Genomic DNA, 26,717 nt, shown 5'->3' with positions numbered 1-26,717 from the left:
TGAGAACCGGCTATGATCACCTGCTGCGCTATTTGAGGGCTGCGCAGGAAATCATAGCCTCTGCATTAACATCATTCCGAAGGTGTTATGGAACAGAGTTCACCAGCCGGGCGATTCTGAAATGGGCGAACGAAAACGGCGTGGACTGGCACTACATCGATCCTGGCAAACCCCAGCAGAATGCCTTCATCGAGTCGTTCAATGGCAGCCTGCGCGACGAGCTGCTGAATGAAGAGATGTTCGAAAGTCTGGACGATGCCCGGCGCAAGCTGGTGCTATGGCGGTACGATTACAACAACGTCAGGCCACACTCATCGCTAGGAAACCAAACACCCGCAGAAGCGCGCCGGACGCTTGAGCAATTTGAGGGCTCCGCGCCCGGCGCGCTTGCCCAGACCGAAACCGAGGAATATGAAAGCCAGACCCGCAGACTCACGTTATGAATGAGGGAGCCTCGGGGGGCAGGTCAGTTAATCTATCCCCACTACAATAGGTTTGGCTTTCACCTCTTCCAACATCGACAAAACTTCGGCTTTCCAACCCGCTTTGATCTTCAAAGCCAATTGAGACGGTGGTCGGTGGTCGGGCACAAGGGTTGCATACTCGTATCTTAGCGGTTTTTCGAACGGTAAGAATACAACCTTTCCATTAGACAGGTTCAGCTCTTGTTCAGTGGCAACGGTCAATGGGTCCATGATCGAATAACACTGTCCTGAACTCACAAAGGGTATCAAGGGAAGAAAGTACTGACAGGTCACCGTTGGATTGTAATTCGCGGATACATCCTGAAACTCTTGCCGAATTTTGCGCTGAAACGGGTGCGCGGCATGCAATCCCCCCATTGGGACTCCGTCAAGATCGGAAATGGAAACGGTCGTGCGCGAAGCAAGCGGGCTGTCACGATCAACGGCGCAAAAACAATCTGCCTGGATCAGTTCTGTTGAATACTGAGGCTCTTTCCCGGCCGAATACTCGAAGTCTGCGAAGCCGAAATCAATATTCTGCGTGCCCGCAAGCTCCATGATCTGAGGCGAACTGCGCGTAGATAATGTGATACGTATCTCGGGGTTCTCGCCGACCGATTGGCTGATGAAACGCGGGAAAAGAAAGGCGGACGGGCCTGGCATTGTCGCGATATTCAGGCTGCCGGAATGCCCCTTGATCAATCCTTCCATCGTGCTGGAAATTGTCGCAAGGCGGTCCAGAATGCCTGCGGTTTCGGCCAAAAGGTAATGTGCTTCGGGGACAGGTACCAATCGCCGTCCCTTTCGCTCGAACAGTGTCAGGCCAAGGGTCTTTTCAAGATTCTTCAAGGCCAGACTGATTGCAGGCTGGGTGCGGTTCAGTTTCCTGGCGGTTTGAGAGATGGAGCCGGTCTCCATCACCTCACGGAAAACAGTCAGCTGCGTAAGGTTCATGAGTTATGTATAAGCTGAACTATAGTTTTGTGAAATATAATAAATTTGCCTTTATGCAATTTGCCTCTACGCTTGCAGGATCGAAATTCGGCCAAACCGAATCTGACCATCCAAAAAGGGAGATGATGATGAAATTTGTGAAATGCTTGACCGGACTGGCTCTGGCGGGCGCGCTTGCCGCCCCTGCGCTGGCGCAGGACCCAACGTTTTTCCGCATCGGGACCGGTGGTGCAGGCGGAACCTACTTCCCTATCGGAGGTACCATCGCAAACGGTATCTCCGCCCCTCCGGGCTCGCGCCCCTGTGAAGAAGGCGGCCAGTGCGGTGTTCCGGGCCTGATTGCTATCGCGCAATCCACCACCGCTTCGGTCTTCAACAACGCCGCCGTTGAGAACGGTGAACTTGAGGCCGGTCTGGCCGCTGCAGACGTCACCCGTTCGATGTATCTGGGCGAAGGCAAGTTCGAAGGCAAGCCGCATCCCAAGCTGCGCATTGTGGCAAACTTGTTCCCGGAGGATCTGCATCTGGTTCTGCCTGCAGGACAGACGATCAATGATCTGGGCGATCTGGAAGGCAAGCGTGTAGGTATCGCGCAAGCCGGTTCCGGTACACAAGTTGCCGTGCTGCAGATGCTGGATGCCTGGGGCGTAAACCGGGACAATATGGATGAGGCCGAGCTGAACAACAGCCAGAGCGCAGAGCGTTTGGCGGATGGTCAACTGGACGCCTATTTCTATGCCGCAGGTTGGCCCGTTGCGGCGATGGTTCAACTGTCATCGACCAAGGGCATGAACTTGCATTCCTTCAGCGACGAAGATCTGGCGAAGATCAACGAGATCATCCCGGCCTATATCCCCTCGGTCATTCCGGGTGGCGTCTATGAAGGGATCGACACCGAAACCAAGACCCCTGCGGTTAGCGCGATGCTGGTTGTCTCTTCGGACCTGTCCGAAGATCTGGTCTATCAGCTGACCAAGGCGCTTTGGAATGACAACACGCGCAAACTGCTGGACAACGGCCATGCCAAAGGCAAGCAAATCACACCTGATACGGCACTGGACGGCGTAGAGGCACTGGGTGTTCCGCTGCACCCGGGGGCCGAGAAGTTCTACAAAGAAGCAGGTCTACTTTAACCTACCACTCACAAAACTGACCTGCAGATGCGATGCCTCAATGGGGGCATCGCACTGTCAAAATGCACCAATATGACAGGGAGGCCATCATGTCCGAGACCCAGCAACCTGATGACCGCGAACTGACGGCCGAAGAACTGGCCGCAATTGAGGAACAGTTCGACGAAGGTGCCGCTGTACGTGAAGTTTCGCCCACCACGGGCAAGGTATTGCGCGTCGTCGCCCTGATCTTTGCGTTCTACGAGTTTTTCACCGCTGGGTTCGGCCTGCCTGCGGACCATTGGCACATGGGTATCTACTTGGCCCTGCTGTTCATCCTGGTTTATGCCACCATCCCTATTATCGGCGCCAAGAGCCTTTATGCACTCAAGGTCAGCCGGTTTCGCATTGGGAATGTCCCTCTTTACGATTTGGTTTTCATGGCGCTTGGTATCGTTGCTGCGCTTTATGTTGGCGTTGCATGGCGCGGCATTCCCTTTCTTGGGATCGAGGAACAGACATTCCGCATGGGTAACCCCAACACCTACGATGTGATATTGGGTGTGATCATCATCCTGCTGGTACTGGACATCGCGCGCCGCACTTTGGGCTGGGTGCTGCCGCTGATCATCTGCGTCTTTATCTCATATGCCCTGCTTGGGCCGTACTTCCCCGGCTTGTTGCAGCATCCCGGTGTAAACTTCAAAACCTTCGTGTCGTCGATGTACTTTCCGCAGGAAGGCATCTATGGCGTCACGCTTTGGGTCGTTTCGACCATCGTCTTCCATTTCGTTTTGTTTGGTGTGATCGCGCAGCGCACCGGGTTGGGAAAGTTGTTTATCGACAATGCCACCATTCTGGCGGGTCGCTATACAGGTGGTCCGGCCAAGGTGTCGGTCGTATCATCGGCTTTCTTTGGAACGATCTCAGGGTCCTCGGTCGCCAACACGGTTTCAACCGGCGCGCTGACCATCCCGAACATGAAACGCCTGGGCTACCCCGGCCATTTCGCGGGCGGGGTCGAGGCTGCTTCCTCGGCGGGCGGCCAGATCACGCCGCCCATCATGGGGGCCGCGGCCTTTATCATGGCCGAATTCCTGGAGGTGCCTTACACCACTATTGTCATTGCTGCGATCTTCCCAGCGCTTCTGCACTATATTGGCGTCTTCGCGGTTGTGCACTTGATGGCGCGCAAGCTGAACCTGAAGGGTCTGACAAAGGAACAATTGCCGCAACTCAAGGCTGTCTGGGCTGAAGGTTGGGCTAATATCGTGCCCTTGATTGGCCTGCTGGTGGTGCTGTTTACCGGTTACACGCCATTCATGTCTGCCTTCTGCGGCATATCGCTGGCGGTGATCGCGGGTATGTCGCGTATCAAGCAGCCACCAACGCTGATTTACGCGGCGGCGTTTCTGGCCTTTGTGTTATGGAAGTTCTCGGATGGCGGGTTCGACCTGACAATGACCGCGATACTCTGCGCGCTGTCTGTGACTGCCACACTGAACCCGCAAAAACGTATCGAAGTGCCCGAGATGCTAGCTGCTGTCGAACTGGGCGTAAAATACTCGCTGGCGGTGGGTGCCGCTGCCGCCGCTGTGGGTATCGTTGTGGGTGTGATTAACACCACTGGTATCGGCTTTCGTATCGGATTTATGGTCACGCAAGGGGCAGGTAATCTGGCGGCGGATCTTTATAATATGATCTCGTTCGGCAGCTTCCAGCTGTTTGCAATCGAAGACCTGCAACTGTTCATCTCCCTGATCTTCATCGCTGTCGTCTGCATTTTGATGGGGGCGGGTATTCCAACCACCGCGCTTTACATCATGCTGGTTTCTGTCGCGCAGCCCGCGCTGGCCCAGTTGGGTGTTCCGCCCATCGCAAGCCACCTGTTCGTGCTCTACTACGGCGTGGTGTCCGAAATTACGCCTCCGGTCTGTACATCGGCTTATGCGGCGGCTGCGATCGCCAACTCAAATCCGTTTCGCACCGGGCTGTCCGCGTTTACGCTCGGGTTGGGCAAGGTGATAGCGCCGATGGCATTCGTCTATGCACCGGTTTTGTTGTTCGTGTCCTCCACCGGGTTCGATTTTTGGGAGTTCACATACACTGCGGCAAGCTGCATAGCGGGGGTCATCGCCCTGTCCGCGGCGGTCGTCGGTTATTGGCTGCAACCGCTCAACGTATTGTCTCGTATTCTGATGGCTTTTGCCGGGATCATCTTCGTAGCGCCCACGATAACGGCTGACCTGATCGCGCTGGCAGTAGCGTCACCCGTGATCGTTACGCAGTTGATCGCCCGCACCCGAACTCAAGCAACGGCCTGACATGTCTGAACGTGTAACCATTATCGGCGCCGGGATCGTCGGCATCTGCTGCGCCCTGTCATTGCAGGAACGTGGCAAAACCGTGCGGTTGATTGACCGGGGAGAGCCCGGGCAGGAGACCTCATTCGGCAATGCAGGTGTGGTGTCTCCCTGGTCGATCATTCCCCAGGCCGTTCCCGGCATTTGGAAGAAACTTCCTCAAATGCTGTTGGATCCGAAAAGCGCGTTGTCGGTCCGGACATCCTTCTGGCCGAAGATGATCCCGTGGGGGCTGCGCTTTCTGGGTAAGTCCAGCGAAAAGACTGTGCGCGAAGTTTCGGATGCGATGGAGATTTTGTGCCGTCCGTCCATTGATCTTTATCGTCGGCACTTGCAAGGCACTGGGCACGAGAACCTGATCGTCGACAGCTACTACATTCACGCGTTCCGCAATCCGGAAGAGGCCGACCTAGACGGGCTTGGCTATCTGATCCGTCGGGAAAAAGGTGGTGAGTTGGAGCGTGTTGACGGTACTGAACTACGGCGCCTGGAACCTGCACTGTCCAATGAGTTCAAGGCTGCAATCGTGATCAAAGGCCAAGCGCGCGCAACTTCACCGGGGCGTTTGGGCGCTGTTCTGGCCGAAAAAGCGCGTACCCAAGGTGCCGAATTCGTGCGGACCGAAGTCACCAAGATTAGTCGCGCCGGGGAAAGCGGATGGCAGATTTCCACGTCGCAAGATTCGTTGCACGCGCACCATGTTGTACTTGCCGCCGGGGTGTGGTCTGCCGACCTGCTGAAACCCCTCGGACTGCCGGTACCGCTTGTGGCTGAGCGGGGGTATCATATCGAGTTCCCGAGCCCTTCGGCTGTGCTGAACAATTCCGTCATGGATGTGGATGCAAAGATCGTCGCAAGTTCGATGTTGGGCGGACTGAGGGTTGCCGGCACGGCCGAGTTTGGCAGCGTAGACGCACCAGCCAACCCGCGAAAAGAAAAGATACTGACCGATCAGGCCAAATCTTTGGTGCCGGACCTTGATACAGGTGGGGCGAAGTTCTGGATGGGACGGCGCCCCTCATTTCCTGACAGCCTGCCTGCGATTGGGCCGCTCAATGGCAAAGACGGGCTCTACGTTGCGTTCGGGCATTCTCACTACGGCCTGATGATGGCACCGAAAACGGGGGAACTAGTGGCGGATCTCGTGTCTGACCGCAGTCCAAATATCAGTTTGGACCCATTCTCGCTGGCCCGATTTTAGATCTCTAAGTCAAAAGGACCCAAGTACCATGCCAATTTACGAAGGTGGTCAAAACATCTGCGGGGCTTCGATCGGGGTTTTGTGCCTTGAAAGCTATTTCCCCAAACCGCCCGGACACATCAAGAATCCGTCCAGCCTTCCGTTTCCGGTGCTCTACGAAATGATCGACGGCATCACCGTCCCGACCCTGCTGAACAACCCATCGCCTGAGTTGCTTGCCCCCTTTGTTGAGGGCGCAAAACGCCTTGAGGCCGAGGGCGTTCGCGCCATTACGGGAAGTTGCGGGTTTCTGGCTTTGTTCCAAAAGGAACTCGCCGCAGCCGTTTCCGTGCCTGTCTTTGCATCGAGCCTGATTCAGGTGCCCCTCGCCTTCCATATGACCGGAGCCAAGGCCCCGGTGGGCGTGCTGACTGCAAATGCGTCAGCCTTGACGCCAAAGCATTTCGAAGGCGTCGGAGCCGCCGGTATACCCGTCGCGGTGCAAGGATTGGAGGACACCAGCGAATTCGCTGAGGTGATCTTGCGGAATAAACGGACCCGCATGGACACCGATGTGATCGAGGCCGAAGTCCTTGAAGCAGCACGGCGACTAAAACACCAAACACCGGAAATCAGGTCGCTGGTACTGGAGTGCACCGATTTGCCGCCATATGCCGCGCGTCTTCAGGAAGAGCTGCAGCTTCCCGTTTTTGACCTTACGACATTAGCACAAATGGCGCATTCTGTAGCGGTCCGGGTACCTTACTCTGGAATGATGCCATGGCAACGCTGACTGCGTCGTGCTTTTAGTGGCGAGAAATGAATTGGATCACCGTTTCGTCAAAAGACGAATGCGCCCGATTCTGGGCTCCGGTTCTGAAGGTGTAGACGCCCGCGCTGGCCTCGGTGTGCCATTTTAGGTTTGCAAACAACCTGAATGGAGGCGTTTATGGAAGATATTAGTATGATTGGCCTGGATTTGGCGAAGAACGTTTTCCAGGTGCACGGAGCGGATGGATCAGGTCATCCTGTTTTTCGGAAGAAATTGCGCAGGGGTCAGGTCCTTGAGTTCTTCGCAAAGCTGCCGCGTTGCGTGGTTGTAATGGAGGCCTGTGCCAGTGCGCATTATTGGCCGCGCAAGATCAGTCGCTTGAGTCACGAAGTCAAGCTGATCCATCCGGCCTACGTGAATCCATTCGTCAAATGTCAAAAGAACGATACGGCCGATGCGGAAGCGATCTGCGAAGCCGCGAGTAGACCAACTATGCGCTTTGTTGCCGTGAAAAGTGAAGAGATCCAGGCGTCCGCAATGGTTCTGCGGGCCCGGGAGTTGCTGGTTCGGCAGCGGACGTTCGCTGAAATCTGCTGAACGGCAGAGTTGCGGACCCAAGCCGCCCTCTGATGGTATCGCTTGAATGTCTGCGTTACATTGGAGCGGTCGTCGCCTAGAACAGCTTGCAATTCTATCGCGACAGAAACCCGAATAGTGGATGTCCATGTCCGACACAATCCTTGCTGCTGAACCAACTATCCGCCTTATTGCCTTCTTATCCGTCCTGGCGGCGATGGCACTTTGGGAAGTGGCCGCACCCCGGCGAAGACGGGATATTCCGCGCGTTATCCGATGGACAAACAACCTTGCGCTCGTGGTGCTCGACACCGCCATCCTGCGGCTGACCTTTCCAATCCTCGCAGTTGGTCTCGCAGCTATGTCCGAGGATCGCGGATGGGGGCTCTTCAACAACATCGAGGCGCCGGTTTGGGTTGCCATCGTGGCCTCCATGCTGCTTCTCGATCTCGCAATCTACCTTCAGCATGTGATGTTCCACGCCGTACCGGGGCTTTGGCGTCTGCACCGGATGCATCACGCCGACCTCGATTTTGACGCGACCACTGGCTTGCGTTTCCATCCGGTAGAAATTCTCATCTCGATGGGGATCAAGCTGGCGGTTGTAGCAACCTTGGGGCCGCCCGCTGTCGCCGTGCTCCTGTTCGAGGTGATCGTGAACGCTACTGCGCTCTTCAATCACGCAAACATTGACTTGCCGCGTCCGGTGGATCGAATACTTAGATGGATCGTCGTCACTCCAGACATGCACCGAGTCCACCATTCCGTTGATCCAAGCGAGACCAACTCGAACTTTGGCTTTAATCTACCGTGGTGGGATCGACTTCTAGGCACTTACGTTGCGCAACCCGAGATGGGGCATAAGGGCATGGAAATCGGCATCGAGCAGTTTCGCACACGTCGAGACCTCTGGCTCGACCGAATGCTAATTCAGCCGCTGCGCGGCCCGGCGAGCGGAGGTGCCCTCGACACCCCGAGCCAACGGAAGCGATCTTCATCTGTCTCGTCCGGGCAAACCAAGCTTGGCACTGACCAAATAGACCAATAGCGTTGAGACTGTAGCGCGTGGCGTCTGTCCCGCTGATCCCCAGGGCGTCGCGGGCTGGTTTCGCAACCGCGAACTTACGCCCCGACGGATCGTGCATGAAAGCGGAATGTTGTCGATCTTGTTGCAGCGCGGCCTCGCCGGTCTCGGTCTGCCTGCGACCTGCATTGTTGCCCTCAAGGCGCACAAGAGCTTGTCGGCACGGCTCAACAAGTCTGACGCCACCTATGCCGAAGGATTGGCGCAGCTCGCCCGAACCGGCTGGTTCACTGCGGTGCATATCCGCAGCGAAGAGGTCGACCGGCTGCGAAGCCTTGTCGGTGCCCTTGAAAGGCTGATCCGGCAGCGCAAGGACCTCGAAGGTCACATCCGTGGCGTCCTCAAAACCTTCGGCATCCGTATGATCGGCATTGGCCATTCTCCATCGAAACTCTGACGACGGACAGCATTTTATCACAACATGCTGCACTGCCTCCGAGGTCCGCGATGATGAAGATTTTCTGATGCGGGCCAGGGTGTGAGGTTTCGGCTTGGCTCGATTGTGGCCCGCGTTGGAAAATCTCTCAGGGAGGAAGCCGCGGGGTCTGGGTGCCACTTATGGGGAAAGAGCGTTTTCGGCTGACTTTGTGCCGGCGATGGACGCGGAGGTGTTGGAGGTGAAGGCTGCCGATCTCAGTTTCTGCCTGTGACTTTGGTCTGGCTTCAACCCTTGAAAGAACTGTTTTGCGCCGTCCTCGCAATGTTCCGAACAGCTACAGACAAGCGGTCTCGGCCGGTGTAGCTGAGGCAACCAGTCTGCGGTGGATGAGATGAACGGAGGTGTCGTCATGCGGCCAGCCTTCTCGGTGGCGCGCGAGATCGTGGCACCTCGCCACGCCGGAACGTCTCGATAATACGCATCGGGCCGCCGCAATCCGGGCACGGCTCGCGCAGGGTGAGCGGGATGACTTCGGCGGAGGGTGCGTCTTCCTGCCTGACCGTTTCCGCTCCGAGCAACGTGCGGACCTTCGCGATGTTGGTCTTGCGGGCGGCACTTGCCAGCAGGCCGTAGTGCCGGATGCGATGGAAGCCGTCCATTGCCCGGCAGGCGATTTGGCGGAGCCAAATCTGCCGAGAGGGGGCAGGACATGGATCAGGAACCGGCGGATGAACTCAGGCGTGGCCAGTCGCATGACTTTCATTCTGTCCCCGCGTTTGATCCGGTAGTCCTTCCATCGAAAGGTCACGGTGTCGGTATTGGCACTGACGAGGCGGCTGTTCGAGATCGCCACGCGATGGGTGTATCGTCTGAGATAGGCCAGCACCGCCTCGGGGCCACCGAAGGGCGGTTTGGCATAGACCACCCATTCGGATTTGCGGAATGGCCCGAGCCAAGCGGTGAAGTTGTTCGCGTTCTCCAGCTCGGCCAGATCGCTGAAGAAGGCCAATTGACCGGCACGGTGCAGGTCCATCAGCCCCTCCAGAAACAGTCGCCGGAACAGCCGGGACAGGACGCGCACATGCAGGAAGAAGCCGGGGCGTCAGGCGACCCACCGCGTACCATCCGGCGACAGACCGCCGCCGGGAACGATAATGTGGATGTGCGGATGGTGAGTGAGCGCCGATCCCCAGGTATGCAACACGCTGGTCATGCCGATCCGAGCACCGAGGCGCCTCGGATCGGCGGCGATGGTCATCACCGTTTGCGCCGACGCCTTGAACAGCAGCCCGTAGACCAACCACTTGTTCCAATAGGCGATGCGGGCGATCTTGGCTGGCAGAGTGAAGAAGAGATGGAAATACTGCGACCGGCAGCAAGTCTTCGGCCCGCGCTTCCATCCAATCGCGCGCCGCCGGTCCCTGGCACTTGGGGCAATGCCGGTTCTTGCACGAGTTATAAGCGATGTGCTGATGGCTGCACTTGGTGCAGGCCGCCACATGCCCGCCGAGGGCCTCTGTCCGGCAGGTTTCGATCGCCGACATGACCTTCAGCTGGCTCAGGCCGACATGCCCGGCATTGGCCTGCCGCCACGCGGGGCCGTATCGACGAAAGATGTCAGCAACCTCCAGCCTTGGGCGGGGCAAGGTCTGCGCCTTAGCCCGGTCGGGTCTTGCGGGTCTGCAGGTTCAATTGCTTCAGCGCCTCGAACGGGCTCGTTGTGTCCCGGATCATCTTGGTGGCGACTTTGGTATATTGGGCGGTGGTCGTCAGTTTGGCATGACCCAACAGCACCTGAATGACCCGCACATCCGTCCCCGCTTCCAGCAGATGCGTGGCGAAACTGTGCCGCAGGGTATGCAGCGTCGCGGGTTTGTTGATCCCGGCCATGCGCTTGGCCGAGGTGAAGGCGCGGTTTAACTGGCGCGGCGAGATCGGGTTGATCTTCGGCTTGCCGGGAAACAGCCAGCCCTGGGGCCTTGCCTCAAGCCAATACTCACGCAAAAGATCGAGTAGCCCGACCGACAGCATCACCTTGCGATCCTTCCGCCCCTTGCCCTGCACGACATGGATCAGCATCCGGTCGCTGTCGATGTCGCCGATCGTGAGATTGCAGACCTCCGATGCCCGCAGCCCGGCGCCATAGGAAATACTGAGCGCGGCACGGTACTTGAGTCCGGGACCGGGCGCGACGGCCAGAAGCTCGGAAACCTCTTCGACGCTGAGCTCTGCGGGCAGTTTGCGCGGTTCGGTCCGGAACTGCATGTACCGCTTCATCTCCTCGCGCCCGCAGGTCATCGAGAAAAGAAGCGCAGTGCGGTGATGCGCGCGTTGTAAACCGACGGCGAGACCTCGGCATTCGTCATGTGAAGCTGGTAGGCCCGAAGCTCCTCCGGCGTGGCCGTATCGGGCGAGCGCCCCAGAAACGCAGCGAACTCCTTCAACGCACGAATGTGCGCACATTGGGATTTGTCTCCCAAACCCCGAATACGCATGTCCTCGATCATCCGCTCACGCAGCGGCGTGGTTCTCTCCTTTGTCATCGGAACCTCCTGTCTGTCGACTGAGAAAGCCCCAATCGTCAGACAGGTTGATCAGTTCGCAAAATGCCCGGCTTCAGGAGTGACGCACACCATCGGCAACAAGCGCCATTGCCGCGCGAGCGGCTTCGTCCAAGAGCCCAAATGTGCTTAATTCTGCGCTTCGTATGAATGTCCGCTAGGTTTATAGACGAGGTGTGAGCTTTGTTGCCTGGGTAACAGTTTCACTTGCTCTATCCACGACCTTTCGTTTTGTGCGACTTTTCCGAGGCCTCGTGCGCCGCAAAGGCATCAGCATAGTCGGGATGCCAGCGTGAAAGAGCCGGGCGATTGTTGATTATGTCACCCGCAGCCCATTCAACGCGTTTGCTGTCGCGCTCTTCGGACACATCGTTGTCCGGGCAGAGAATGTAGAAATCTCCGGCCGACATGCGCTTCAGCAGGTAGTCGATTGTCTCTTCGCTTGTCCAGGCGGCAGCAGGTTTTTCCGGCATGAATTTCTGAATCATTGCGGTATAGGTGAACCCCGGTACGAACAGGTGAGTGGTAATTTCCGTCTCGGCCTGTCGCAATTCGTGCGCCAGCATTTCAGTCATGACCTTCACGGCGGCTTTGCTGGTATTGTAGGCGGGGTTTCCGGGCGGTGTGGTGATGCCCTGTTTTGACCCCGTGTTGATTACCACAGCGGGGCGCGCCGCTTTGAACATGCGCGGCAGGAAAGCATGCACGCCATTCATGACCCCAAAAAGATTGACCTCTAGCACTTTGCGCCAATTCTCCGCGTTTTCCCAACTGTTGGTCGGCAGCGCGATACCGGCATTGTTCATTAGGACAGCTATCTCGCCGAGCGCAAAAGCTTGATCCGCCAAGGCATTCACGGCGGTGGTGTCGGTGACATCAGTCGGAATTGCCTGAACAGTTGCGGACGAGCCGGCCAGATCGCGCAATTCCGCCTCGGCTCTGTCTAATGCCTCACCAGCCAGGTCGACCAGCACAACCCCCAGACCGTCTTGTACAAAGCGTTGGGCTGCGGCTTTGCCCACGCCGTTTGCCGCCCCGGTTACAACGGCCAAGCCGCCTTTTTCAATTGCTTCGCTGTACATGGATCATCAGCTCTTTCTGTGAACGACTGAGTGGCCCTTCAGAGTGCCATCTTTTCCTTGAGACCACCGATGAACGTCTCGTCATCTTGTTGCTTACGCGCAACGAGCAGCTCTTCAGCATCAGGCCCTGCGCGAAAGCGCAGGCGGTTTCCGGTCGCGTTGGCCGCATCCCAAATGACCTTTGCGACAGTTTCAGGCGCAGAAGGGTTCGCGGCCAGCTTGCCAAACAGGCGCCCCATGGCTTCAGCCATTGGCGCGTAGTCCGGCAGCTTCTCATCCATGGCGAAATCGAAAGAACTGCCTCCAAAGTTGGTTCTTATCATGCCCGGTTGGACAATTCGGACCCGAATGCCAAGGGGCTCCAGCTCGTAGTGTAGTGACTCCGAAAGCCCCTCAACTGCAAACTTTGTGCCGTGATAAAGCGCGCCAAGTGGAAATGTGATCTGCCCACCAATGGACGAGATATTGATAACCGTGCCCGACTGGTTCTGACGGAAATGGGGCAGAACAGCCTTGGTCACTTCCATCAACCCAATCACGTTGGTATCAAACTGACGCCGAATGCGATCCATCGAAAAGGCCTCTAACGCACCGTAGGCGCCATAGCCCGCATTGTTCAGCAAAACATCTATCTGCCCGAACCGTTCGATGCCTTCGCCTACGGCCTTTGTAATTGAACCCGAATCCGTCACATCCAGTTGGGCCAGATGTACGTTTTCTAACGCGCCGAGCTCGGGGCCATCCGTGGGGTTGCGCATCGTGGCGATGACATTCCAACCGTTTGCTTGGAAATGCCGGGCCGTCGCTGCGCCAATTCCCGACGAGGCCCCGGTGATAAGAATCGTTTTCATATCTCAAATCCCTCACTTCCTATAGTCACGATAATCACCAAGGCAGGATGAATCTTTCAATATTCTCCAGTTTTCTTGCACAATCCTCCACAATCTGAAGTTTTGGGTAAGTGTTTGCATTGCTCCCGTGGTAAAGATGGGTCGACCCACAGGAGGCATTCATGGGACCTCGGGCGTTATTGGACTACGTTCTCGTTCAACTTGATCACTCAGGCGTCACGCACGGTGTGTTGACACATAAGGACGGTGGGACGGTATTTCTCACCCATCCGGCGATCACCCAACATGACGCAAATGTCTACCGCCCGCTGTTGTGCGCGGTCCTGCAAGGTGCAAAGGAGGTTGGGACCAGCTCCAGAACGCTTACCGTGCGGGCCGGGCAGTCGCTGATCGTCAGCAACGCGCTGCCGGTTGTTTCAAGGATTACCGAGGCCACGCCCGATCTTCCCTATGTCGCGCTCGTATTCCCCCTTGATCTGGATCACCTTCGCGCCCTAGCTCCGGCCTTGCCGCAGTCAACCACCCACCGTGTGTCGGATCCGTTTTCGATTTGCCTCGCACCCACTGGTGATGACATGCGAGACGCCTTGTTGCGATATTTTCGCCAGTGCGAAGCCGAAGAGGAACGACACTTGCTGGCGCCGATCACGGCGCGGGAAATCCACGCCCGCCTGCTGATCGGGCAACATGGTGGCGCGCTTCGAAAACTGGTGTGGCACGAGAACACGGCTAGCCGGATTTTTGCGGCGACGAACGAGATCCGATCAGATCTGGGCAAACCCCTTGCCGTGAGAGAGCTTGCCGCTCGTGTGGGGATGAGCAGTTCGGCCTTCTTCGAACAGTTCAAAGCAGTCACGGGAACCTCGCCGCTGCAATACCAGAAAGATCTGCGTTTGCTTCATGCCCGTAATGAACTTCAAATCACCGGCGCAAAGGTCTCTGAGGTTGCCTACGGGGTGGGATACCAAAGCTCGGCTCAGTTCTCGAGAGAATATGTCCGCAAATTCGGATGCTCACCAAGACAGGATCGAGATGCCGAATTCAAGTTGCGAGCTTGCGAGTGATGCGCTGGTTCTATTGGGACGATCCGCGCGCCACGGCGCCGACGACTATCTCGATCAAGTCCAGAGACTGATCGACCATGGCATGGAATATCGTCGAAACGGATCTGCCGCTTATAGCTTGCTTACCGTTGCCGCTGGACGGGCCGATGCGTTTTTTGAAGCACATCTCAATCCTTGGGACGCCATTGCCGGAATGCTCATTGTGGAGGAGGCAGGTGGCAAGGTCGATTTCCCCCCATATTCCGAATTCATTGAAAGAGGGGGGGCTGTCTTGGCCAGCAATTCTAAACTTCACGACCTGACAAAAGCAGCCATCTACGGGTAAGATGATTTCGGAGCCGCTTGCTATCTATGCCTATCATAAGTTTCAAACGGCTTTGTCGCAAACTTTTGGCTATGCGGCCGAAATGACCACGTGACAAGCCCAAGCCTCACCCCTCTCATTCACACACAAATAACTTGGCAATGCCGTTGCAACAATTACCTGTAAGGTCGTCTTCCGTTTCAGAAGCTATCGAAGAATCTCTCCTGCAAAGGGGGTGAGGCAATGTAATCCTTTGAGTTGGGGTTGCATCCCCAAGGATGGCTTTGTTGCACAGATCAGGGTTTGAGCGCGCTTCCCCTTTCCCTGGAGGGACTTTTACAATTCCATCTCAGGATCAAACCAGATCGATAGCGAACCACGCTGCCTAAGCGCTGTGTTGTACGAAGGCCAGTTCCTGGTCTTGTACGTCTTAGCGGACCAACTGCTCACGCCTCATAGCTACCCTACTGGATTCAAACAGGGAATCCCTCACGCCAATTGTGCAACAAAGCCTTTCGGAAGTAGAGAAGACCGGGAATGTCAGCTTCACGGCTTTAACCAGCCGTTCGTACGCGATGCGGCGAAATAGCGTTTCGAACCCAACCTGTGCCCTGGATTTTATTGGTGCATGCGCTTGCAGCAGGAACAACGCTGCAACTGCCGAATGTCTTGTGCGGCCAAGCAGCGGAAAACCTGTCATTCAAGCAAATCGCCGCGATGCTCGCGGCGGCAGCTCACAGTTCGCTCAACAAAGCCATCCTTCGCTTCATCTGCAACAGCTATCGCCTAGCTGAATTGGTGGACACGGGACCGTGGCATATGAACAGTAAACACAACAGTCGCCTTCCAATGGCTTCAAAACTGTTTTGCACGATTTGCATTCATAGAACCACTGGCAAGCATCCGTTGGCATTTCCTCGGATTCGCTGTGGCCGCATTTCGGGCAAGTCAGGGTGCTTTCCAGGACTACAGTTTGTTTTGTCATAGTCTCACATCTTCATGATCAGGTAATCGTTAATCCGTGCCTCGTTAAACACAACGACCCAAGCCACGCCGGTGATCAGAGTCGTTCCTGCAAGCCGCCATTTCAACGTCGGCAAGGAACCGCGCTGATAAGATACCAGCCACGATATCGCGACGAGCGCCGTTGAAATCGTCAGCACATAGTAACTCGCTGCGGCAAGCTTTCCAAAGATTGCCAACCAACTGCCGCCCAGCCCCATTAACATCACTATCATGGGCAAAACGCAGCAAGTCGCGACGCCAAGTGCTGATAGAGATCCCAAGTAGCTGAGGCTAAGGTGTTTCTGCATTCCGTTTCCCTCATGAACCATGACGCGCGGAGTTGTGGAGACAGCAACTTCTCGTATAACTTCTGTAGCCACTACAGGATCAAGGCAGGAAATCTCACATGTTTGCGATTGGGGAAGCATCCCGGCAAAGCGGAGTCGGAATTGAAACTATCCGCTATTACGAACGCGAAGGGATCGTGCCTAAACCAGAAAGAGCATCGAATAATCGACGCATGTACGCCGCGCACGATGTTGGACGGCTTCGTTTTCTACGGAAGTGCCGAGACTTGGGTTTTTCGCTTGCCGATGCAAAGGTGCTTCTCAACCTGTCCGAAGGTGATAGCGAGGATTGCCAATCCGTTAAGGAACTGGCCGAGCTTCATATCTCCAATGTGCGTATGAAGATAAACGAACTTAAGCGATTGGAGGCCGCCCTGAATGAACTTACGGCCAACTGTAACATCGGGAACGTTTCTTGCCCGATGCTTGCGCAGATACGGACCTACTAATTGCACTTTGAGGCTCGCAGTCGCCCTATGCCAACGCAGCATGACCCAAGATTCGGGCCGCGCAAAATCTGCCGTTCGTTAGAGAGGTCAACTCGTTGATTTAGCAATGTTTCCACCAATCAATGACATTTGTGCCTAGCCGCGGTGTTCTTGTAGCGCGCGGTGAATTCGGACAGTCAGCCCTACCTGCCGTATCTGAGCAATCAATTTGCTGCATACGCACTCGGCAGGTTTTATCACAGAAGCCGACTTCTGATTTCCGAACCACAGAGCAATGGTCCTGCTTATCGTTGTCCTAACTTGGGCTAGGCAGACGCAGATCTTCTGTTGCTTTCCATTGTATCAAGACTTGTATCGTGTGTACGCTAAGCCCATATACGCAAGGCTCACGTTTTTCTTTTTCGACCTGCTGTCTCCCAAATTCGGCGTTCAGTCTTTCGATTCAGACCGACCACGCCGAGTCGCCGCAATAATGCGGGCGGCAAGTATTAGGAGACTTCGACCATGGCAAATGGCACAGTAAAATGGTTCAACTCGACCAAAGGTTTTGGCTTTATCGAACCTGAGGGTGGCAAGCGCGACGTGTTCGTGCATATTTCAGCACTTGAACGTTCCGGCATCAGCGAATTAAAGGACGGCCAGAAGGTTACCTTCGACGTCGAAGCTGGCCGTGATGGGCGCGACAGCGCCGCCAACCTGGCACTCGCATAGCCTGCTACGGGCACCCTTCTGGGGTGCCCGAATGCTCAGGGGGTTCCTCAGAGCCGTTGGAGAACAAGTCAGTTGCAACAGCAGGAATTGACCCGGGCGCTCGCGCAATACCGTGTGCCTGATACGAAGCGTAGCGTTTTTGAGCTGGCAATCACCGTCGTTCCCTTTTTCACGCTTTGGGGCGCAGCGTGGTTTGCGTTATCTTTTAGTGTCTGGGTCGCGGTTCTACTGGCCATCCTGAACGCCGCATTTCTGGTGCGTCTCTTCATCATCATGCATGATTGTGGTCACGGATCTTTCTTTAGAAACCGCACCGTTTGCAATTGGACCGGTCGGGTCCTGGGTGTTCTCGCCCTCACACCCTATGACGTCTGGCGGCAAAGCCATGCGATCCACCACGCCTCAACCGGCAACCTTGATCGGCGCGGGATGGGCGATATCCCTACGTTGACTGTAGAGGAATACCTGAAGCGAAAGTGGGCCGGTCGTGCCGCTTACAGGTTAATACGGAACCCCTTCTTCCTGTTCTGTATCGTACCGGTCTACACGTTCTTTCTTCAAAATCGCTTGCCCTTTGGTTTCATGCGGTCAGGCTGGCTGTATTGGGCAAGTGCAATGGGAACAAACGCCGCGATTGCGGTGGTCCTGGCTCTGATTTTTTGGACCGGAGGCATGGATGTACTGGTTTATGTATTCCTGCCAACCATGATCGTCGCCGCGTCGATTGGTATTTGGCTTTTCTACATTCAACACCAGTTTGAACACACGACCTGGGAGCGGGAAGAAGGGTGGAATCTTCAGAACGCAGCATTCTATGGAAGTTCTCACTATGCCCTGCCAGGTATCCTGCGGTGGTTCTCTGCCAATATTGGTGTGCACCATGTTCACCACCTTGCCAGCCGCATACCTTTTTACCGGCTTGACGAAGTTTTGCGCGACCATTCCGAGTTGGAAAATTGCCAGCGTATTACTTTGTTCGAGAGCTTTCACTGTGCACGATTGCATCTTTGGGATGAAGAAGGTCAGCGCCTGCTGGCATTTTCCGAGGCTTTGTCGAACGCCAATCTCAAAAAGAGTTTAGTGTAGTCTGGCACGGACCAAATAGGCTTCAACCGTATCACCGCCTAGGGCGCGAATGGCCTCTAGTCGGTGAAGGCCTTCAATCAGCACGAACCGCTTGTTGTCCGCACGTATCTGGATCGGCGTCTTCTGGCCATTCTTCAGGATATCTTCTGCCAGCGTCAGAACCTTTTGTTGATCAAGTGTTTTGGCCCGTTTCACAGGTACATAGATCAGGTCGAGCGGATATGGTTTTTTCTCCAACATAAGCTACGTGTGCGCCTTTCTTGCGTTTATTCCGGTTCGAAGTTCGCTTCAAAGGCAGGCGCTGGACCGTGCGTCATAGAACCGAACGAACAGCATCGCGCAGCTCCTGATGCATGATCCAAGTCGCTGGTTCATCGTCACTTTTGACGTGAGAAAATGCCAATACCTGAGCGGCGCCATCATTCTGTGCCGATCCGGCTTCGGGAAGCTCGAGTTCCAGATATTCTGCAATCGATAGCCCGATTTTCTTGAAGACCTTGACGGACGCCTCGCGCGATTTGTAACCAGCTGCCTTAGTTAACTGACCAATGCTCAGTCCTTTCTTGCCTGCGATTGTAAGTGCTTTGAGCATGGTGACCTGCGCAGGGGAGAGCCTGATCTGGCGCAATGCCTCGACATATTCTCCTTCACTGGGAATGAAGTTGCCGGAGTTCGCCTCCAAACGACGTCGAGCGCTGCGTTTCCTGTCTCGCTCTTCGAGAATTTCTTTTAAGGCTTCAATGGCCAATGACGGTGTTTCGCCAACTGCATCAGCAATCAAACCTTGCGTTTTCGCTGGTGGCTTGGGGAATGCGCGCGCAACGCTGTTACCGCTCAGAATGCCAGCCTTAATCAAGTACTTTCCAAATTCTACTTCGATCACTTCTGATACGTCGGCGTTCCGCGTCTTGCGAACACTGCGGTCCTGAAATGCTCTTTGTTCCAGACCACGCACTGACATCTTTGAGTCAGAAAGGGTCACTTGAGGGGCATTTTTACGCATCAGAGAAACACCACTACAATTACCGCTGCAACAAACACTGCTAACGCTATAGATATCTTAATCCCGTGGGACCGGCGACGCGCCTTTTCGGCTTTGATCCTTTTGCCAAGATTTTCGTCAATCGAGTTATGGTTCACGGCTTGGTCCTTCCGGATTTGTCAGGCGATATTGATTTCCACGAACCTATTTTCGTGGAATATTTTCGGCGCACTTATCGTTCTGTCGTGTGAACGGCCGATTGCACTCCCAACCATCACCTCTTCGATTCAAATGAGCGTTTGAAGGAACAAGGATCGCAACGCACCTGTCCCGGTTTGCGCGATAACCGCGTTCGCATTTCCATCCAGAGTAGGAATCTGGTTCAAGATACGCATGCTGTGGAACAGCCACAGGCTCACAGCCGCTCTCCGCTGCGTTGTAACCTCTGAGGCATACCCAACCATCCGAGCTTTTTTTATCGCTCAGGCGACCGTTTTTTGGGACTTCTATTGCAACACAATCCTGGTTCTCCTTACGAAATCCCCAGTTGCAGTGTATTTCCTGTGCGCCAAACCTGGTTTCGACGTATCCATTTTGAGGTGCAATCAGTTCTTCGCATTTTTCTTCGACACGCTGGAACAGCCGATTGCACTCCCACTGATCTCCGGTTGATGCAAGATAGGCATTTTCAGGAACTCTTATTTCCTCACAGAGATCTCCGACATTCTGAAAACCGTGATTGCATTTCCAGCCACTGCCATAGGAGCTACCCGTCAAATATGCGTTTTCTGGTAAGTCTGTTCTTTGGCACGATCCATTCTTGTTTTCGAAACCTTCGTCACAAACTGATCCATCGGCATTGCCTGCGACTTGGGCAGGAAGCTTTGTTCCTGAGAGCGACACCAAAAGTGCCGGGATCAAACAAAGAATGCAGCGCGTAAACACGATGAATGACTGATTGAAACGGAGCCTGAGACCTGATCTATCGGCCATCAAGCACGCAATTAATGAGCCATGTGCTGTTCATACGGCGCCTTCTTTCATGGGTCACGCGATGACTGGTGCATGTCAGGTGACAGTTACGAATGCTTGCGAGGAACGAGCTCATAGCGAAGACCCCAGCGAAACCCGTTCCTGTGCTGGGCACATGCTACAATTAGTCTGAAGGCCATTGGATCATCGAAGCCGGCAGCATCGCGACGACGAGTAATTTTCACCAATGCACTTTAGTGGTCCTTAGCCAGCATAGAGTCAAGGAAGTTTCCCTCGTCGCAACGCTAACTCCACTAGGGCAGATAGTTTTTGAAACGGCATTGCCAAGTTATTCGGCGAGATTGTTGAGGCTAGATATTGCGCCGGGCGCCGGGCTTGCGTTGGATCACAGCGAAGTGATGTCACCAGTCATAGATCACGCTGCCGGATTTGTGGTGTGACAGCTCGATGATGCGATCGTGGGCACAAACGGTCGGGCCTTCCGCCAAAACGACCAACCGTTCCGTGTAAACATGCCGGCAGATACAGCAGTTTATGAGGCTGGCCGGGCCGCTGTAGCGATTGCGCTCGAGGGTGACCATGATACGATTTAGACGTAGGTGACATCGATGATTTCGTCATCGATCAGCTACAGGCGCCACCGATTTCCACCTCAGATCATCGCGCAAGCGGTGTGGCTGTACGTTCGCTTCAATCTGAGCCTGTGGGAAACTGAAGAGTTGATGCTGCAGCGGGGGATCGATGCTTCTTACGAAACCGTCCTGCGTTGGTTCATCAAGTTCGGGCCGGCGGTAACTCGAAACCTGCGGCAGAGACTGAACCGTCCTGGCGATGTCTGGCATCTCGATGAAGTTGTTGTGAGACTCTATTGTCGCAAGTATTGGCTTTGGCGCGCGGTCGATCGGCATGGAATCGTGCTGGATGAAATACTCCAACCGAAACGGGACAAACGGGCTGCAAAACGGCTGTTACGCCGCCTGATAAAGCGTCTTGGTTTCACTCCCAAGCGGATCATCACGGACATGCTGCGCTCGTATGGTGCCGCCAAGCGAGAGGTCGCGCCGGGTCTGGAGCATTGGTCGCACAAGGGCCTCAATAACCGCGCCGAAAACAGCCATCTCCCATTCCGAAAGCGAGAAAGGACAATGCAAGGCCGTCGCTCTCCAGCAGGGTTGCAAAGGTACATGGCGACACACTCCGCAATCCGCAACCGCTCCAGCGTCCCCGCTCGCCGCCGCTCCGCCTGAACAATTCGATATCACCGCCTCGAAGCAATTGACGCTTGGAATGCCGCCACTCAAGCAGCCTGAATTTTATTAAACAGTATTCTTTGCTTGATCGCGAGCTAACGTAACAACACCGGGCAGGTCAGTTTTATTCAGATGGGAAGGTTCAGTTCGGTAACTGTAACTTACAGTTTCGAACCTCCAGAATGTTCTCAATCTTCCACAGTTAACCAGAGGACGGTTAACAAATCTCATACCGTCGGATCTCAAACGAACAACTCACCGAGGTAAGACAATGTCTGGAAGAATGGTAATAAAACCCGCGGCGATCGCAATGACCACAGTGATGGCGTTCACCTCTGTTCCTGCTTTCGCAGCAGACTGGAATGGCAGCTACGTCGGAGCCCGTTTTGGCTATGGGAACCTTGCAGAGGACTTGGACGGCCATGGCGACTTGGTTGGACTTCATGTGGGTCGCGATTGGGGAATTGACGGTAGTTGGGTAGCTGGTCTTTCAGTTGACTCTAGCTACTCCAATGTTTCCGCAGGTATTGGCGACTTGGACAGCTTGAGCCGCATCAGAATTCGGGGTGGCTACTCTTTTGGAGACACCTTGGCCTACGTAACGACCGGCTCAGCTTACGCTGCGAGTAGTGCAACCAATGACGAATGGGGATATACAATCGGCATTGGATTGGAGCACCGCATTTCTAATAACGTTTCACTATTCGGCGAAATTCTTGAAGACAGGTTTGACACATCCGGCGGAGACAATAATTTTAGTGTCACCACTGCGACATTCGGTTTGAACTACCGTTTTTAGGAGTGGCAAGCTAACCAAATATATCCCGACTTCACATAATTTATGCGTAGTCGGGGTAATTGATTCTAGGGTCAGGATTCACAACCAGTGTCTGACGTCAGTGCTAATGGGACAGTTTAGGTTGATTTGATAAGAGAGGATTTCTGGCTCATCGTAACCACCAAGGAGTGGAGATGAGAAAGAAACCCGGAACCAAGCAGAGCCACAGTGAGAAGGTCGTAAAGGACATTCGTGGTCCTCCGTTTCCTAAACATAGCGGTGGACCAGTTCAGTGGGGGAGGCTCGGCCGAAAGCAGAAGTTGGGCCAGCGCGGTCAGAGCAGTTGCCTTCTCCTCCTGCGTAATCTGCATAATCGGATTGGGATGAAAGGGTAGCGGCAGCTGCGCTGGATCGGTCCTTCGTTCCGGAATCATACTCGGCCTCCTTTGTCGTTTCCTCTTCGAAACGCTTCGCCGGAACCCCAGGGACGCGAGAACACCATGAAGATCATTAAGCGCAGCAATGGAAACCAGCGGGACGCCCAAACTCAGGGTCGAATACACTGCCGCGTCAAGAACCCACTCCGGCGCCATGATCGCGCTCCAAAGCTACGTATTGTCCATCACCGCGCTGGCGGGATTGAAACACCCGGATATCTGAACCGAAATAGGCATTCCATCCGTAACGCACACGGGAAAGCTGCCCGACATGGGCAGAATGAACGGGTACTGCCCCTGAACAGGAAAAACGCGCTCTTCGCCGGACACGACGCGGACGCCGAAAACCGGGGCGTCATCGCCTCGCTGATCGAAACCTGCAAGCTTAACAACGTCGATCCACATGTATACCTGACCGCAACGCTCTCAGCCATCGTCAACGGCCACAAACAAAGCCAGATCGACGATCTCTTGCCCTGGAACCTCGCTGCCCACGTGTGATCGAGTTACCGTTTACGTTTGAAATCCAAAAACCAGGATCTTTATGCGGATCGCGGGTTAACGTGACAACACCTGCCATCAGCCAAACAGGCGCTAACTCAACGAAGGCCATAGGTCAAAAGTTTGCAACAGATCCAGAAACTTACAAGATTCATAGATTTGGATTCCCAACGGGGAAACCCACGTCCGAACATTGTCTTAAGTTCAAAGTTGAGCGCGACGCTAAAACCTTAGGCCCAAGCCTATGGAATAACCGTCAAAATCCTCGGCGATTACACCACTCAGCATTATCCGCCCGGCCTGAACCAATGGAACACCAATTCGGCTTGCGTCGAACTCGATGCCGACACCAGCAGTTGCCAACCAATCGGTGTCCAGAACCTTTGCGGCATCCCCTCGATAGTACACCAGTCCAGCATCCAGAACTAGGTGCGTGGGCAAGTTGAAGAACCTGACATCTTTCAAAGGATAGCGATGGCGAGAAAAAAGCGTCGTCTGGTTGGAGTTGGCCTTGGCCCCACCGGCTTGTGGTTCGTCAATTGGGTGAAACTCCAGAAACGTTTGGCGAAATCGGTATTCTGCCTGCCAAAGGCCAACCTGGGTCTCCTTGAATACGGCGACAGATGCCCCTAATCCCAGTGCATTCAGGTTTCCGTCAACTGAATCCGCCGACTGCGAATTGACCGGAAGCAACGGGAAGTCAATAATTGAAGCATCAGCCGTAACATGGCCGAATGATACATGCCCGACCGGACGAATGCGCCAGTCGTTTTTCAACGGAAACTCCCAGCCTAAACCAAAGGTTGCCGCTACACTTGCCCAGGTCACGTCCACATCGACACCAGGTGCAATTTCTGGAAAGAAAAGCACCGGGTTGTATTTCTGATAAGCCACAAGCCCTTCAAGATATAAGCCATTTTCGAGCGGGTGATACCCGCCTCGGAGTTGGCTTGATCTAAGGCTTTTTGTGTCGCCTGTTGCCCTTAGAAAAGAAAAAGAAGACATAGTTTCGTTTGGGGTGGCAGCAATACTCAAAACTGACAATGCTGCGCGTGCCGACGCTTCTGAAGCATCCGGATCAGAACTTTGCGCCGTCGTAGCACAGCCTACACCCATAGCCAAAATCGCCGCGCAGGCACGATCTTTTCTCATATTGCCCTTGAAGGTAAACGTTTTACCGAATGACCCCACGCACACCTGTTAAAATGCGTAGGCAAGCGACAGCAGGGTCGCGAAGCCTTCCGTCGTGTTTCGGTTGTCAAATTCCTTCCCCATGCGCAAGGCGATCTGAGCGCCTGGAAGATCTTTGGGTTTCCAGACACCTTCGGCTCCGATTAGGTTGATCTCATATTTTGAGGGATTGCCTCCGGGTGTACCGCTTTGCTTTGAAACTTGGAATGATCGTGCCGCCAAAAGCCCCAGACTGAAGCCCCGGGCGACTTCTTTTCCAAAAGCAAACTCCAATGACAGGACGTCACCTGGGCGAATATCGGTGGTTTTCTGGCGTCCGAACGTTTCGTAACGTGCCTGAAACGTTGCCGCCCAAGGCAGGCTTGCGTCCTGCTGCCATGTTGATCCTACGAACAGCATGTGGCTCCAAAGGCCCTTGCCGGTGTTGGTGCTTCCACCCGCTTCAAATTCTCCGGTTGGGGCCCAAAAGGTGTAGGATGTTTGAAAGTGCCAGGTATTGTGATGCCACCCCAACGCGATTGGTGTGACAACTGTGTCTCCCAGATGGTAGTCTGTCCCCGACCCGGGTTCAGGCCGCAATATCTGATCTCGGTAAGTCAGGACAACGCCTGCCGCATAATCGGCCCCGAGTATCCTGACGTCACGAAAAACATATCTGAAGGTCAACCGGGCCGCGTTGACTGTGGGCGTTGGTGCACCGATGTCATCTCCGTTGTCATCGACATAACGTTGGATATCGTAGTTGATCCACCCATTTTCGATTACCCTAGTTCCCTGAGGAGGCAGTACAGCAGAGGTTTGTCCCAACCCGCCACCCAACCCGTAGCTTCCCGCAATTGGAAACTGAGCCGCCGCTGTGCCGCCGATTATCGAAACTGCAATGAATGTCAGAGCGCCGAGAACCGCTGAAACCTGTGTCGAAACAGGGAAAAATGCACGTGCTGAATTTGAAGATAGGAGAACTTGCCAAAACCGCTTCATAATGGAACACCTCGCCTCCTTTGTAAGGCGATCATAATCAAATTTGTTTATTTGTTAATAGGCCGTGACTTGCTCCCCACGGTCGTTAACTGTTTTCGTTAGAAACAGTTGAGTGGCCCCGACGGCAGCCCCGACCATTTGACGACCGCAAATGCAATCAATGTTCCTGGATGTTTTGCATGGTTTTAATTCCCTTGCTTGCCGTTGACGCCGCGCACGCGTTTTGTTGTATAATTAAACAAGCAGATTGATGCGGTTGACCTGTTTACGCGAAAAAACCGAGCCACGGAGCGGCCCCGTTCGCACCCATCAAAATCCCTCTCGATTTGGACCGATTGAATGACAGTCGCGAAATCACAGTATAAAGCGCCACGACGAGCAGCAACATTGGTAATGGCCGTGATCGGTGCAAGCTTATTCCTGCTCTTCCTTTCTCGGGACCTTCCCGGCGGGTTGAGTGACGAGTGGGCGAAGCAGAACTTCGGGCTGGTGACACGCTACGTGATTGCGATGACGTTGGGTGGGGCGTTCATGGGGTTTCTGCTTGCTCCGATGTTTGGTCGTTCAGGCGTTGGGGGATGGGTGACAGCATTGGTTGGCGGACTTTTGTCAACATTGATTGCAGGCGCATTCGGCAGCTTTCTTGGATTATTGCCCGACCTGCTTGCCGATGGCTGGCAGGCAAGTGATTTCGTTTCAATATTATTTGGGTTTGCGGTTTTGCCACTTGCTGCGGCCGAAAATTTCAGTTCGTCTTTGATTTGGCTGGTAATGGTGATTGCGGCACATATTCTTTCCCTCTTCGAGCGCAGAAAGAACACGGTGGACCGTTGATGCTTGTTGGCCTTAAAAGCTCAACACTAAAGCGTTTCGGGATTAGCCTGAGGTATGCTCGGCAGCCTTGAAGTGACCCGCTCCGGGGTTTCCGGAGGCTCCAAATCAAGGAAAGATCGCAGCCAAAAAAAACAACAGAGCGAACCGCTATTCACCTGAGACACGTACACGGGTCGTGCGGATAGTGCTCGACGATCACGTCAGCTACGAAAGCGAGGCAGCGGCGATCTGGACGAATTCTGTTTTTGTCCCGCCCCAAGTGCTCGCCTACAGGCGTCTGATGGTTCGGAATGTGGAGTATTCGATTTGGCCCTGAATTCAGATTGTGCAGGCGGTACCGAATCCTTTTGACCTCGCAGATCATGTCGACCTACATCCGTCGCGAATATGATGTGTCCCAATTCCAGGGCTGCGAAAGGGTCGCAT

Annotated in this window: 25 protein-coding genes and 6 pseudogenes; 17 read left to right on the top strand and 14 right to left on the bottom strand. The window is 54.8% G+C overall.

Going from position 1 to position 26,717, the window contains the following annotated elements:
* Positions 1–443 (top strand): integrase core domain-containing protein (locus ACR0AM_RS19455; RefSeq protein WP_480623759.1); only part of this gene is annotated, 443 nt, incomplete at its 5' end.
* 27 nt (positions 444–470) lie between these two features.
* Here the strand turns inward: ACR0AM_RS19455 and ACR0AM_RS19450 are convergent.
* Complete coding sequence (locus tag ACR0AM_RS19450; RefSeq protein ID WP_480623758.1) at positions 471–1,418, bottom strand: LysR family transcriptional regulator; 948 nt, start codon at positions 1,416–1,418, stop codon at positions 471–473.
* Positions 1,419–1,546: 128 nt separating this feature from the next.
* Here ACR0AM_RS19450 and ACR0AM_RS19445 point away from each other — a divergent pair, with 128 nt between their 5' ends.
* From ACR0AM_RS19445 to ACR0AM_RS19415, 7 genes and pseudogenes are all read left to right on the top strand, one after another.
* Complete coding sequence (locus ACR0AM_RS19445) at positions 1,547–2,551, top strand: TAXI family TRAP transporter solute-binding subunit (protein ID WP_480623757.1); 1,005 nt, start codon at positions 1,547–1,549, stop codon at positions 2,549–2,551.
* A gap of 89 nt (positions 2,552–2,640) precedes the next feature.
* Positions 2,641–4,854, top strand: a complete 2,214-nt coding sequence (locus tag ACR0AM_RS19440) for a TRAP transporter permease (RefSeq protein ID WP_480623756.1) — start codon at positions 2,641–2,643, stop codon at positions 4,852–4,854.
* 1 nt (position 4,855) lies between these two features.
* Entirely contained in the window at positions 4,856–6,094 is a 1,239-nt protein-coding gene (locus tag ACR0AM_RS19435) for an NAD(P)/FAD-dependent oxidoreductase (RefSeq protein ID WP_480623755.1), read from the top strand.
* 28 nt (positions 6,095–6,122) lie between these two features.
* On the top strand, positions 6,123–6,866 hold the full coding sequence (locus tag ACR0AM_RS19430) for an aspartate/glutamate racemase family protein (RefSeq protein ID WP_480623754.1): 744 nt from the start codon (positions 6,123–6,125) through the stop codon (positions 6,864–6,866).
* A 156-nt stretch (positions 6,867–7,022) separates the two neighbouring features.
* Positions 7,023–7,424 (top strand): annotated as a pseudogene (locus ACR0AM_RS19425) (IS110 family RNA-guided transposase); the annotation flags it as partial.
* A gap of 145 nt (positions 7,425–7,569) precedes the next feature.
* Positions 7,570–8,469 carry a sterol desaturase family protein gene (locus ACR0AM_RS19420; RefSeq protein ID WP_480521439.1) on the top strand — a complete coding sequence of 300 codons (900 nt, stop codon included), beginning with the start codon at positions 7,570–7,572 and terminating at the stop codon, positions 8,467–8,469.
* Positions 8,470–8,560: 91 nt separating this feature from the next.
* On the top strand, positions 8,561–8,902 hold the full coding sequence (locus ACR0AM_RS19415; protein ID WP_480623753.1) for an IS110 family transposase: 342 nt from the start codon (positions 8,561–8,563) through the stop codon (positions 8,900–8,902).
* A gap of 389 nt (positions 8,903–9,291) precedes the next feature.
* Here the strand turns inward: ACR0AM_RS19415 and ACR0AM_RS19410 are convergent.
* From ACR0AM_RS19410 to ACR0AM_RS19395, 4 genes and pseudogenes are all read right to left on the bottom strand, one after another.
* Positions 9,292–10,530, bottom strand: a pseudogene (locus ACR0AM_RS19410) (IS91 family transposase).
* A gap of 10 nt (positions 10,531–10,540) precedes the next feature.
* Positions 10,541–11,427: pseudogene (locus tag ACR0AM_RS19405) on the bottom strand (tyrosine-type recombinase/integrase).
* 230 nt (positions 11,428–11,657) lie between these two features.
* Positions 11,658–12,527: an SDR family NAD(P)-dependent oxidoreductase gene (locus tag ACR0AM_RS19400; RefSeq protein WP_480623752.1), complete on the bottom strand. Its 870-nt coding sequence runs from the start codon at positions 12,525–12,527 to the stop codon at positions 11,658–11,660.
* Positions 12,528–12,565: 38 nt separating this feature from the next.
* On the bottom strand, positions 12,566–13,378 hold the full coding sequence (locus tag ACR0AM_RS19395) for an SDR family oxidoreductase (RefSeq protein WP_480623751.1): 813 nt from the start codon (positions 13,376–13,378) through the stop codon (positions 12,566–12,568).
* Between the two features lie 161 nt (positions 13,379–13,539).
* Here ACR0AM_RS19395 and ACR0AM_RS19390 point away from each other — a divergent pair, with 161 nt between their 5' ends.
* On the top strand, positions 13,540–14,442 hold the full coding sequence (locus ACR0AM_RS19390; RefSeq protein ID WP_480623750.1) for an AraC family transcriptional regulator: 903 nt from the start codon (positions 13,540–13,542) through the stop codon (positions 14,440–14,442).
* The gene (locus tag ACR0AM_RS19385; protein WP_480623749.1) at positions 14,411–14,767 is read left to right on the top strand and encodes an inositol monophosphatase family protein; all 357 of its coding nucleotides are present in this window, start codon (positions 14,411–14,413) and stop codon (positions 14,765–14,767) included. Before ACR0AM_RS19390 ends, ACR0AM_RS19385 begins: the two co-directional genes overlap by 32 nt.
* Positions 14,768–15,091: 324 nt before the next feature.
* On the opposite strand, the pseudogene ACR0AM_RS19380 reads toward ACR0AM_RS19385, so the two are convergent.
* The 3 genes and pseudogenes from ACR0AM_RS19380 to ACR0AM_RS19370 all read right to left on the bottom strand — a co-directional run.
* Positions 15,092–15,196 (bottom strand): annotated as a pseudogene (locus tag ACR0AM_RS19380) (IS5/IS1182 family transposase); the annotation flags it as partial.
* Positions 15,197–15,512: 316 nt separating this feature from the next.
* A complete protein-coding gene (locus ACR0AM_RS19375; RefSeq protein WP_480607133.1) occupies positions 15,513–15,731 on the bottom strand; it encodes a GDCCVxC domain-containing (seleno)protein in 219 nt (72 codons plus the stop codon).
* A 4-nt stretch (positions 15,732–15,735) separates the two neighbouring features.
* Positions 15,736–16,059 carry a hypothetical protein gene (locus tag ACR0AM_RS19370; RefSeq protein WP_480623748.1) on the bottom strand — a complete coding sequence of 108 codons (324 nt, stop codon included), beginning with the start codon at positions 16,057–16,059 and terminating at the stop codon, positions 15,736–15,738.
* Between the two features lie 98 nt (positions 16,060–16,157).
* Between ACR0AM_RS19370 and ACR0AM_RS19365 the strand changes: the two genes are divergently transcribed.
* The 3 genes from ACR0AM_RS19365 to ACR0AM_RS19355 all read left to right on the top strand — a co-directional run bounded on the left by ACR0AM_RS19365 (position 16,158) and on the right by ACR0AM_RS19355 (position 18,344).
* Positions 16,158–16,547 (top strand): MerR family transcriptional regulator, encoded by a 390-nt coding sequence (locus ACR0AM_RS19365; RefSeq protein WP_480623747.1) that lies wholly within the window; start codon positions 16,158–16,160, stop codon positions 16,545–16,547.
* A gap of 504 nt (positions 16,548–17,051) precedes the next feature.
* Positions 17,052–17,258, top strand: coding sequence for a cold-shock protein (locus ACR0AM_RS19360; RefSeq protein WP_480473585.1), 207 nt, complete (start codon positions 17,052–17,054; stop codon positions 17,256–17,258).
* Positions 17,259–17,330: 72 nt separating this feature from the next.
* Positions 17,331–18,344 carry a fatty acid desaturase gene (locus tag ACR0AM_RS19355; protein WP_480623746.1) on the top strand — a complete coding sequence of 338 codons (1,014 nt, stop codon included), beginning with the start codon at positions 17,331–17,333 and terminating at the stop codon, positions 18,342–18,344.
* Here ACR0AM_RS19355 and ACR0AM_RS19350 read toward each other — a convergent pair.
* The 4 genes from ACR0AM_RS19350 to ACR0AM_RS19335 form a co-directional block, all read right to left on the bottom strand.
* Complete coding sequence (locus ACR0AM_RS19350) at positions 18,336–18,584, bottom strand: ParB N-terminal domain-containing protein (protein ID WP_480473583.1); 249 nt, start codon at positions 18,582–18,584, stop codon at positions 18,336–18,338. The genes ACR0AM_RS19355 and ACR0AM_RS19350 overlap by 9 nt on opposite strands.
* Positions 18,585–18,657: 73 nt before the next feature.
* The gene (locus ACR0AM_RS19345) at positions 18,658–19,347 is read right to left on the bottom strand and encodes a hypothetical protein (protein ID WP_480623745.1); all 690 of its coding nucleotides are present in this window, start codon (positions 19,345–19,347) and stop codon (positions 18,658–18,660) included.
* A gap of 183 nt (positions 19,348–19,530) precedes the next feature.
* Positions 19,531–20,319: a hypothetical protein gene (locus ACR0AM_RS19340; protein ID WP_480623744.1), complete on the bottom strand. Its 789-nt coding sequence runs from the start codon at positions 20,317–20,319 to the stop codon at positions 19,531–19,533.
* Between the two features lie 401 nt (positions 20,320–20,720).
* A complete protein-coding gene (locus ACR0AM_RS19335) occupies positions 20,721–20,900 on the bottom strand; it encodes a hypothetical protein (RefSeq protein WP_480555902.1) in 180 nt (59 codons plus the stop codon).
* Positions 20,901–20,927: 27 nt separating this feature from the next.
* Between ACR0AM_RS19335 and ACR0AM_RS19330 the strand changes: the two are divergent.
* The 3 genes and pseudogenes from ACR0AM_RS19330 to ACR0AM_RS19320 form a co-directional block, all read left to right on the top strand.
* Positions 20,928–21,629: pseudogene (locus tag ACR0AM_RS19330) on the top strand (IS6 family transposase).
* 250 nt (positions 21,630–21,879) lie between these two features.
* Positions 21,880–22,368 (top strand): outer membrane protein, encoded by a 489-nt coding sequence (locus ACR0AM_RS19325; RefSeq protein ID WP_480623743.1) that lies wholly within the window; start codon positions 21,880–21,882, stop codon positions 22,366–22,368.
* A gap of 701 nt (positions 22,369–23,069) precedes the next feature.
* A pseudogene (locus ACR0AM_RS19320) lies at positions 23,070–23,285 on the top strand (transposase domain-containing protein); the annotation flags it as partial.
* Between the two features lie 222 nt (positions 23,286–23,507).
* Here the strand turns inward: ACR0AM_RS19320 and ACR0AM_RS19315 are convergent.
* Together ACR0AM_RS19315 and ACR0AM_RS19310 are read right to left on the bottom strand one after the other, a co-directional pair.
* Positions 23,508–24,437 carry an autotransporter domain-containing protein gene (locus ACR0AM_RS19315; RefSeq protein WP_480623742.1) on the bottom strand — a complete coding sequence of 310 codons (930 nt, stop codon included), beginning with the start codon at positions 24,435–24,437 and terminating at the stop codon, positions 23,508–23,510.
* Between the two features lie 48 nt (positions 24,438–24,485).
* Positions 24,486–25,457 carry a SphA family protein gene (locus tag ACR0AM_RS19310; RefSeq protein WP_480521009.1) on the bottom strand — a complete coding sequence of 324 codons (972 nt, stop codon included), beginning with the start codon at positions 25,455–25,457 and terminating at the stop codon, positions 24,486–24,488.
* Positions 25,458–25,796: 339 nt separating this feature from the next.
* Here ACR0AM_RS19310 and ACR0AM_RS19305 point away from each other — a divergent pair, with 339 nt between their 5' ends.
* Positions 25,797–26,291, top strand: a complete 495-nt coding sequence (locus ACR0AM_RS19305) for a hypothetical protein (RefSeq protein ID WP_480623741.1) — start codon at positions 25,797–25,799, stop codon at positions 26,289–26,291.
* Positions 26,292–26,717 lie beyond the last annotated feature (426 nt).

The organism is Ruegeria sp. AD9, from assembly GCF_056542305.1.
The sequence above is the reverse complement of the archived record's forward strand: the minus strand, read 5'-3'. Positions and strand labels throughout refer to the sequence as shown.

Bases quoted from the DNA above. Each gene is read 5' to 3' on its own strand.
- ACR0AM_RS19315 (WP_480623742.1), bottom strand. From the start codon at position 24,437: ATGAGAAAAGATCGTGCCTGCGCGGCGATTTTGGCTATGGGTGTAGGC.
- ACR0AM_RS19305 (WP_480623741.1), top strand. From the start codon at position 25,797: ATGACAGTCGCGAAATCACAGTATAAAGCGCCACGACGAGCAGCAACA.
- ACR0AM_RS19420 (WP_480521439.1), top strand. From the start codon at position 7,570: ATGTCCGACACAATCCTTGCTGCTGAACCAACTATCCGCCTTATTGCC.
- ACR0AM_RS19345 (WP_480623745.1), bottom strand. From the start codon at position 19,347: ATGCGTAAAAATGCCCCTCAAGTGACCCTTTCTGACTCAAAGATGTCA.
- ACR0AM_RS19385 (WP_480623749.1), top strand. From the start codon at position 14,411: ATGCCGAATTCAAGTTGCGAGCTTGCGAGTGATGCGCTGGTTCTATTG.
- ACR0AM_RS19350 (WP_480473583.1), bottom strand. From the start codon at position 18,584: ATGTTGGAGAAAAAACCATATCCGCTCGACCTGATCTATGTACCTGTG.
- ACR0AM_RS19395 (WP_480623751.1), bottom strand. From the start codon at position 13,378: ATGAAAACGATTCTTATCACCGGGGCCTCGTCGGGAATTGGCGCAGCG.
- ACR0AM_RS19445 (WP_480623757.1), top strand. From the start codon at position 1,547: ATGAAATTTGTGAAATGCTTGACCGGACTGGCTCTGGCGGGCGCGCTT.
- ACR0AM_RS19325 (WP_480623743.1), top strand. From the start codon at position 21,880: ATGACCACAGTGATGGCGTTCACCTCTGTTCCTGCTTTCGCAGCAGAC.
- ACR0AM_RS19430 (WP_480623754.1), top strand. From the start codon at position 6,123: ATGCCAATTTACGAAGGTGGTCAAAACATCTGCGGGGCTTCGATCGGG.
- ACR0AM_RS19360 (WP_480473585.1), top strand. From the start codon at position 17,052: ATGGCAAATGGCACAGTAAAATGGTTCAACTCGACCAAAGGTTTTGGC.
- ACR0AM_RS19440 (WP_480623756.1), top strand. From the start codon at position 2,641: ATGTCCGAGACCCAGCAACCTGATGACCGCGAACTGACGGCCGAAGAA.
- ACR0AM_RS19400 (WP_480623752.1), bottom strand. From the start codon at position 12,527: ATGTACAGCGAAGCAATTGAAAAAGGCGGCTTGGCCGTTGTAACCGGG.
- ACR0AM_RS19340 (WP_480623744.1), bottom strand. From the start codon at position 20,319: ATGGCCGATAGATCAGGTCTCAGGCTCCGTTTCAATCAGTCATTCATC.
- ACR0AM_RS19450 (WP_480623758.1), bottom strand. From the start codon at position 1,418: ATGAACCTTACGCAGCTGACTGTTTTCCGTGAGGTGATGGAGACCGGC.
- ACR0AM_RS19365 (WP_480623747.1), top strand. From the start codon at position 16,158: ATGTTTGCGATTGGGGAAGCATCCCGGCAAAGCGGAGTCGGAATTGAA.
- ACR0AM_RS19390 (WP_480623750.1), top strand. From the start codon at position 13,540: ATGGGACCTCGGGCGTTATTGGACTACGTTCTCGTTCAACTTGATCAC.
- ACR0AM_RS19375 (WP_480607133.1), bottom strand. From the start codon at position 15,731: ATGACAAAACAAACTGTAGTCCTGGAAAGCACCCTGACTTGCCCGAAA.
- ACR0AM_RS19335 (WP_480555902.1), bottom strand. From the start codon at position 20,900: ATGGTCACCCTCGAGCGCAATCGCTACAGCGGCCCGGCCAGCCTCATA.
- ACR0AM_RS19435 (WP_480623755.1), top strand. From the start codon at position 4,856: ATGTCTGAACGTGTAACCATTATCGGCGCCGGGATCGTCGGCATCTGC.
- ACR0AM_RS19370 (WP_480623748.1), bottom strand. From the start codon at position 16,059: ATGCAGAAACACCTTAGCCTCAGCTACTTGGGATCTCTATCAGCACTT.
- ACR0AM_RS19310 (WP_480521009.1), bottom strand. From the start codon at position 25,457: ATGAAGCGGTTTTGGCAAGTTCTCCTATCTTCAAATTCAGCACGTGCA.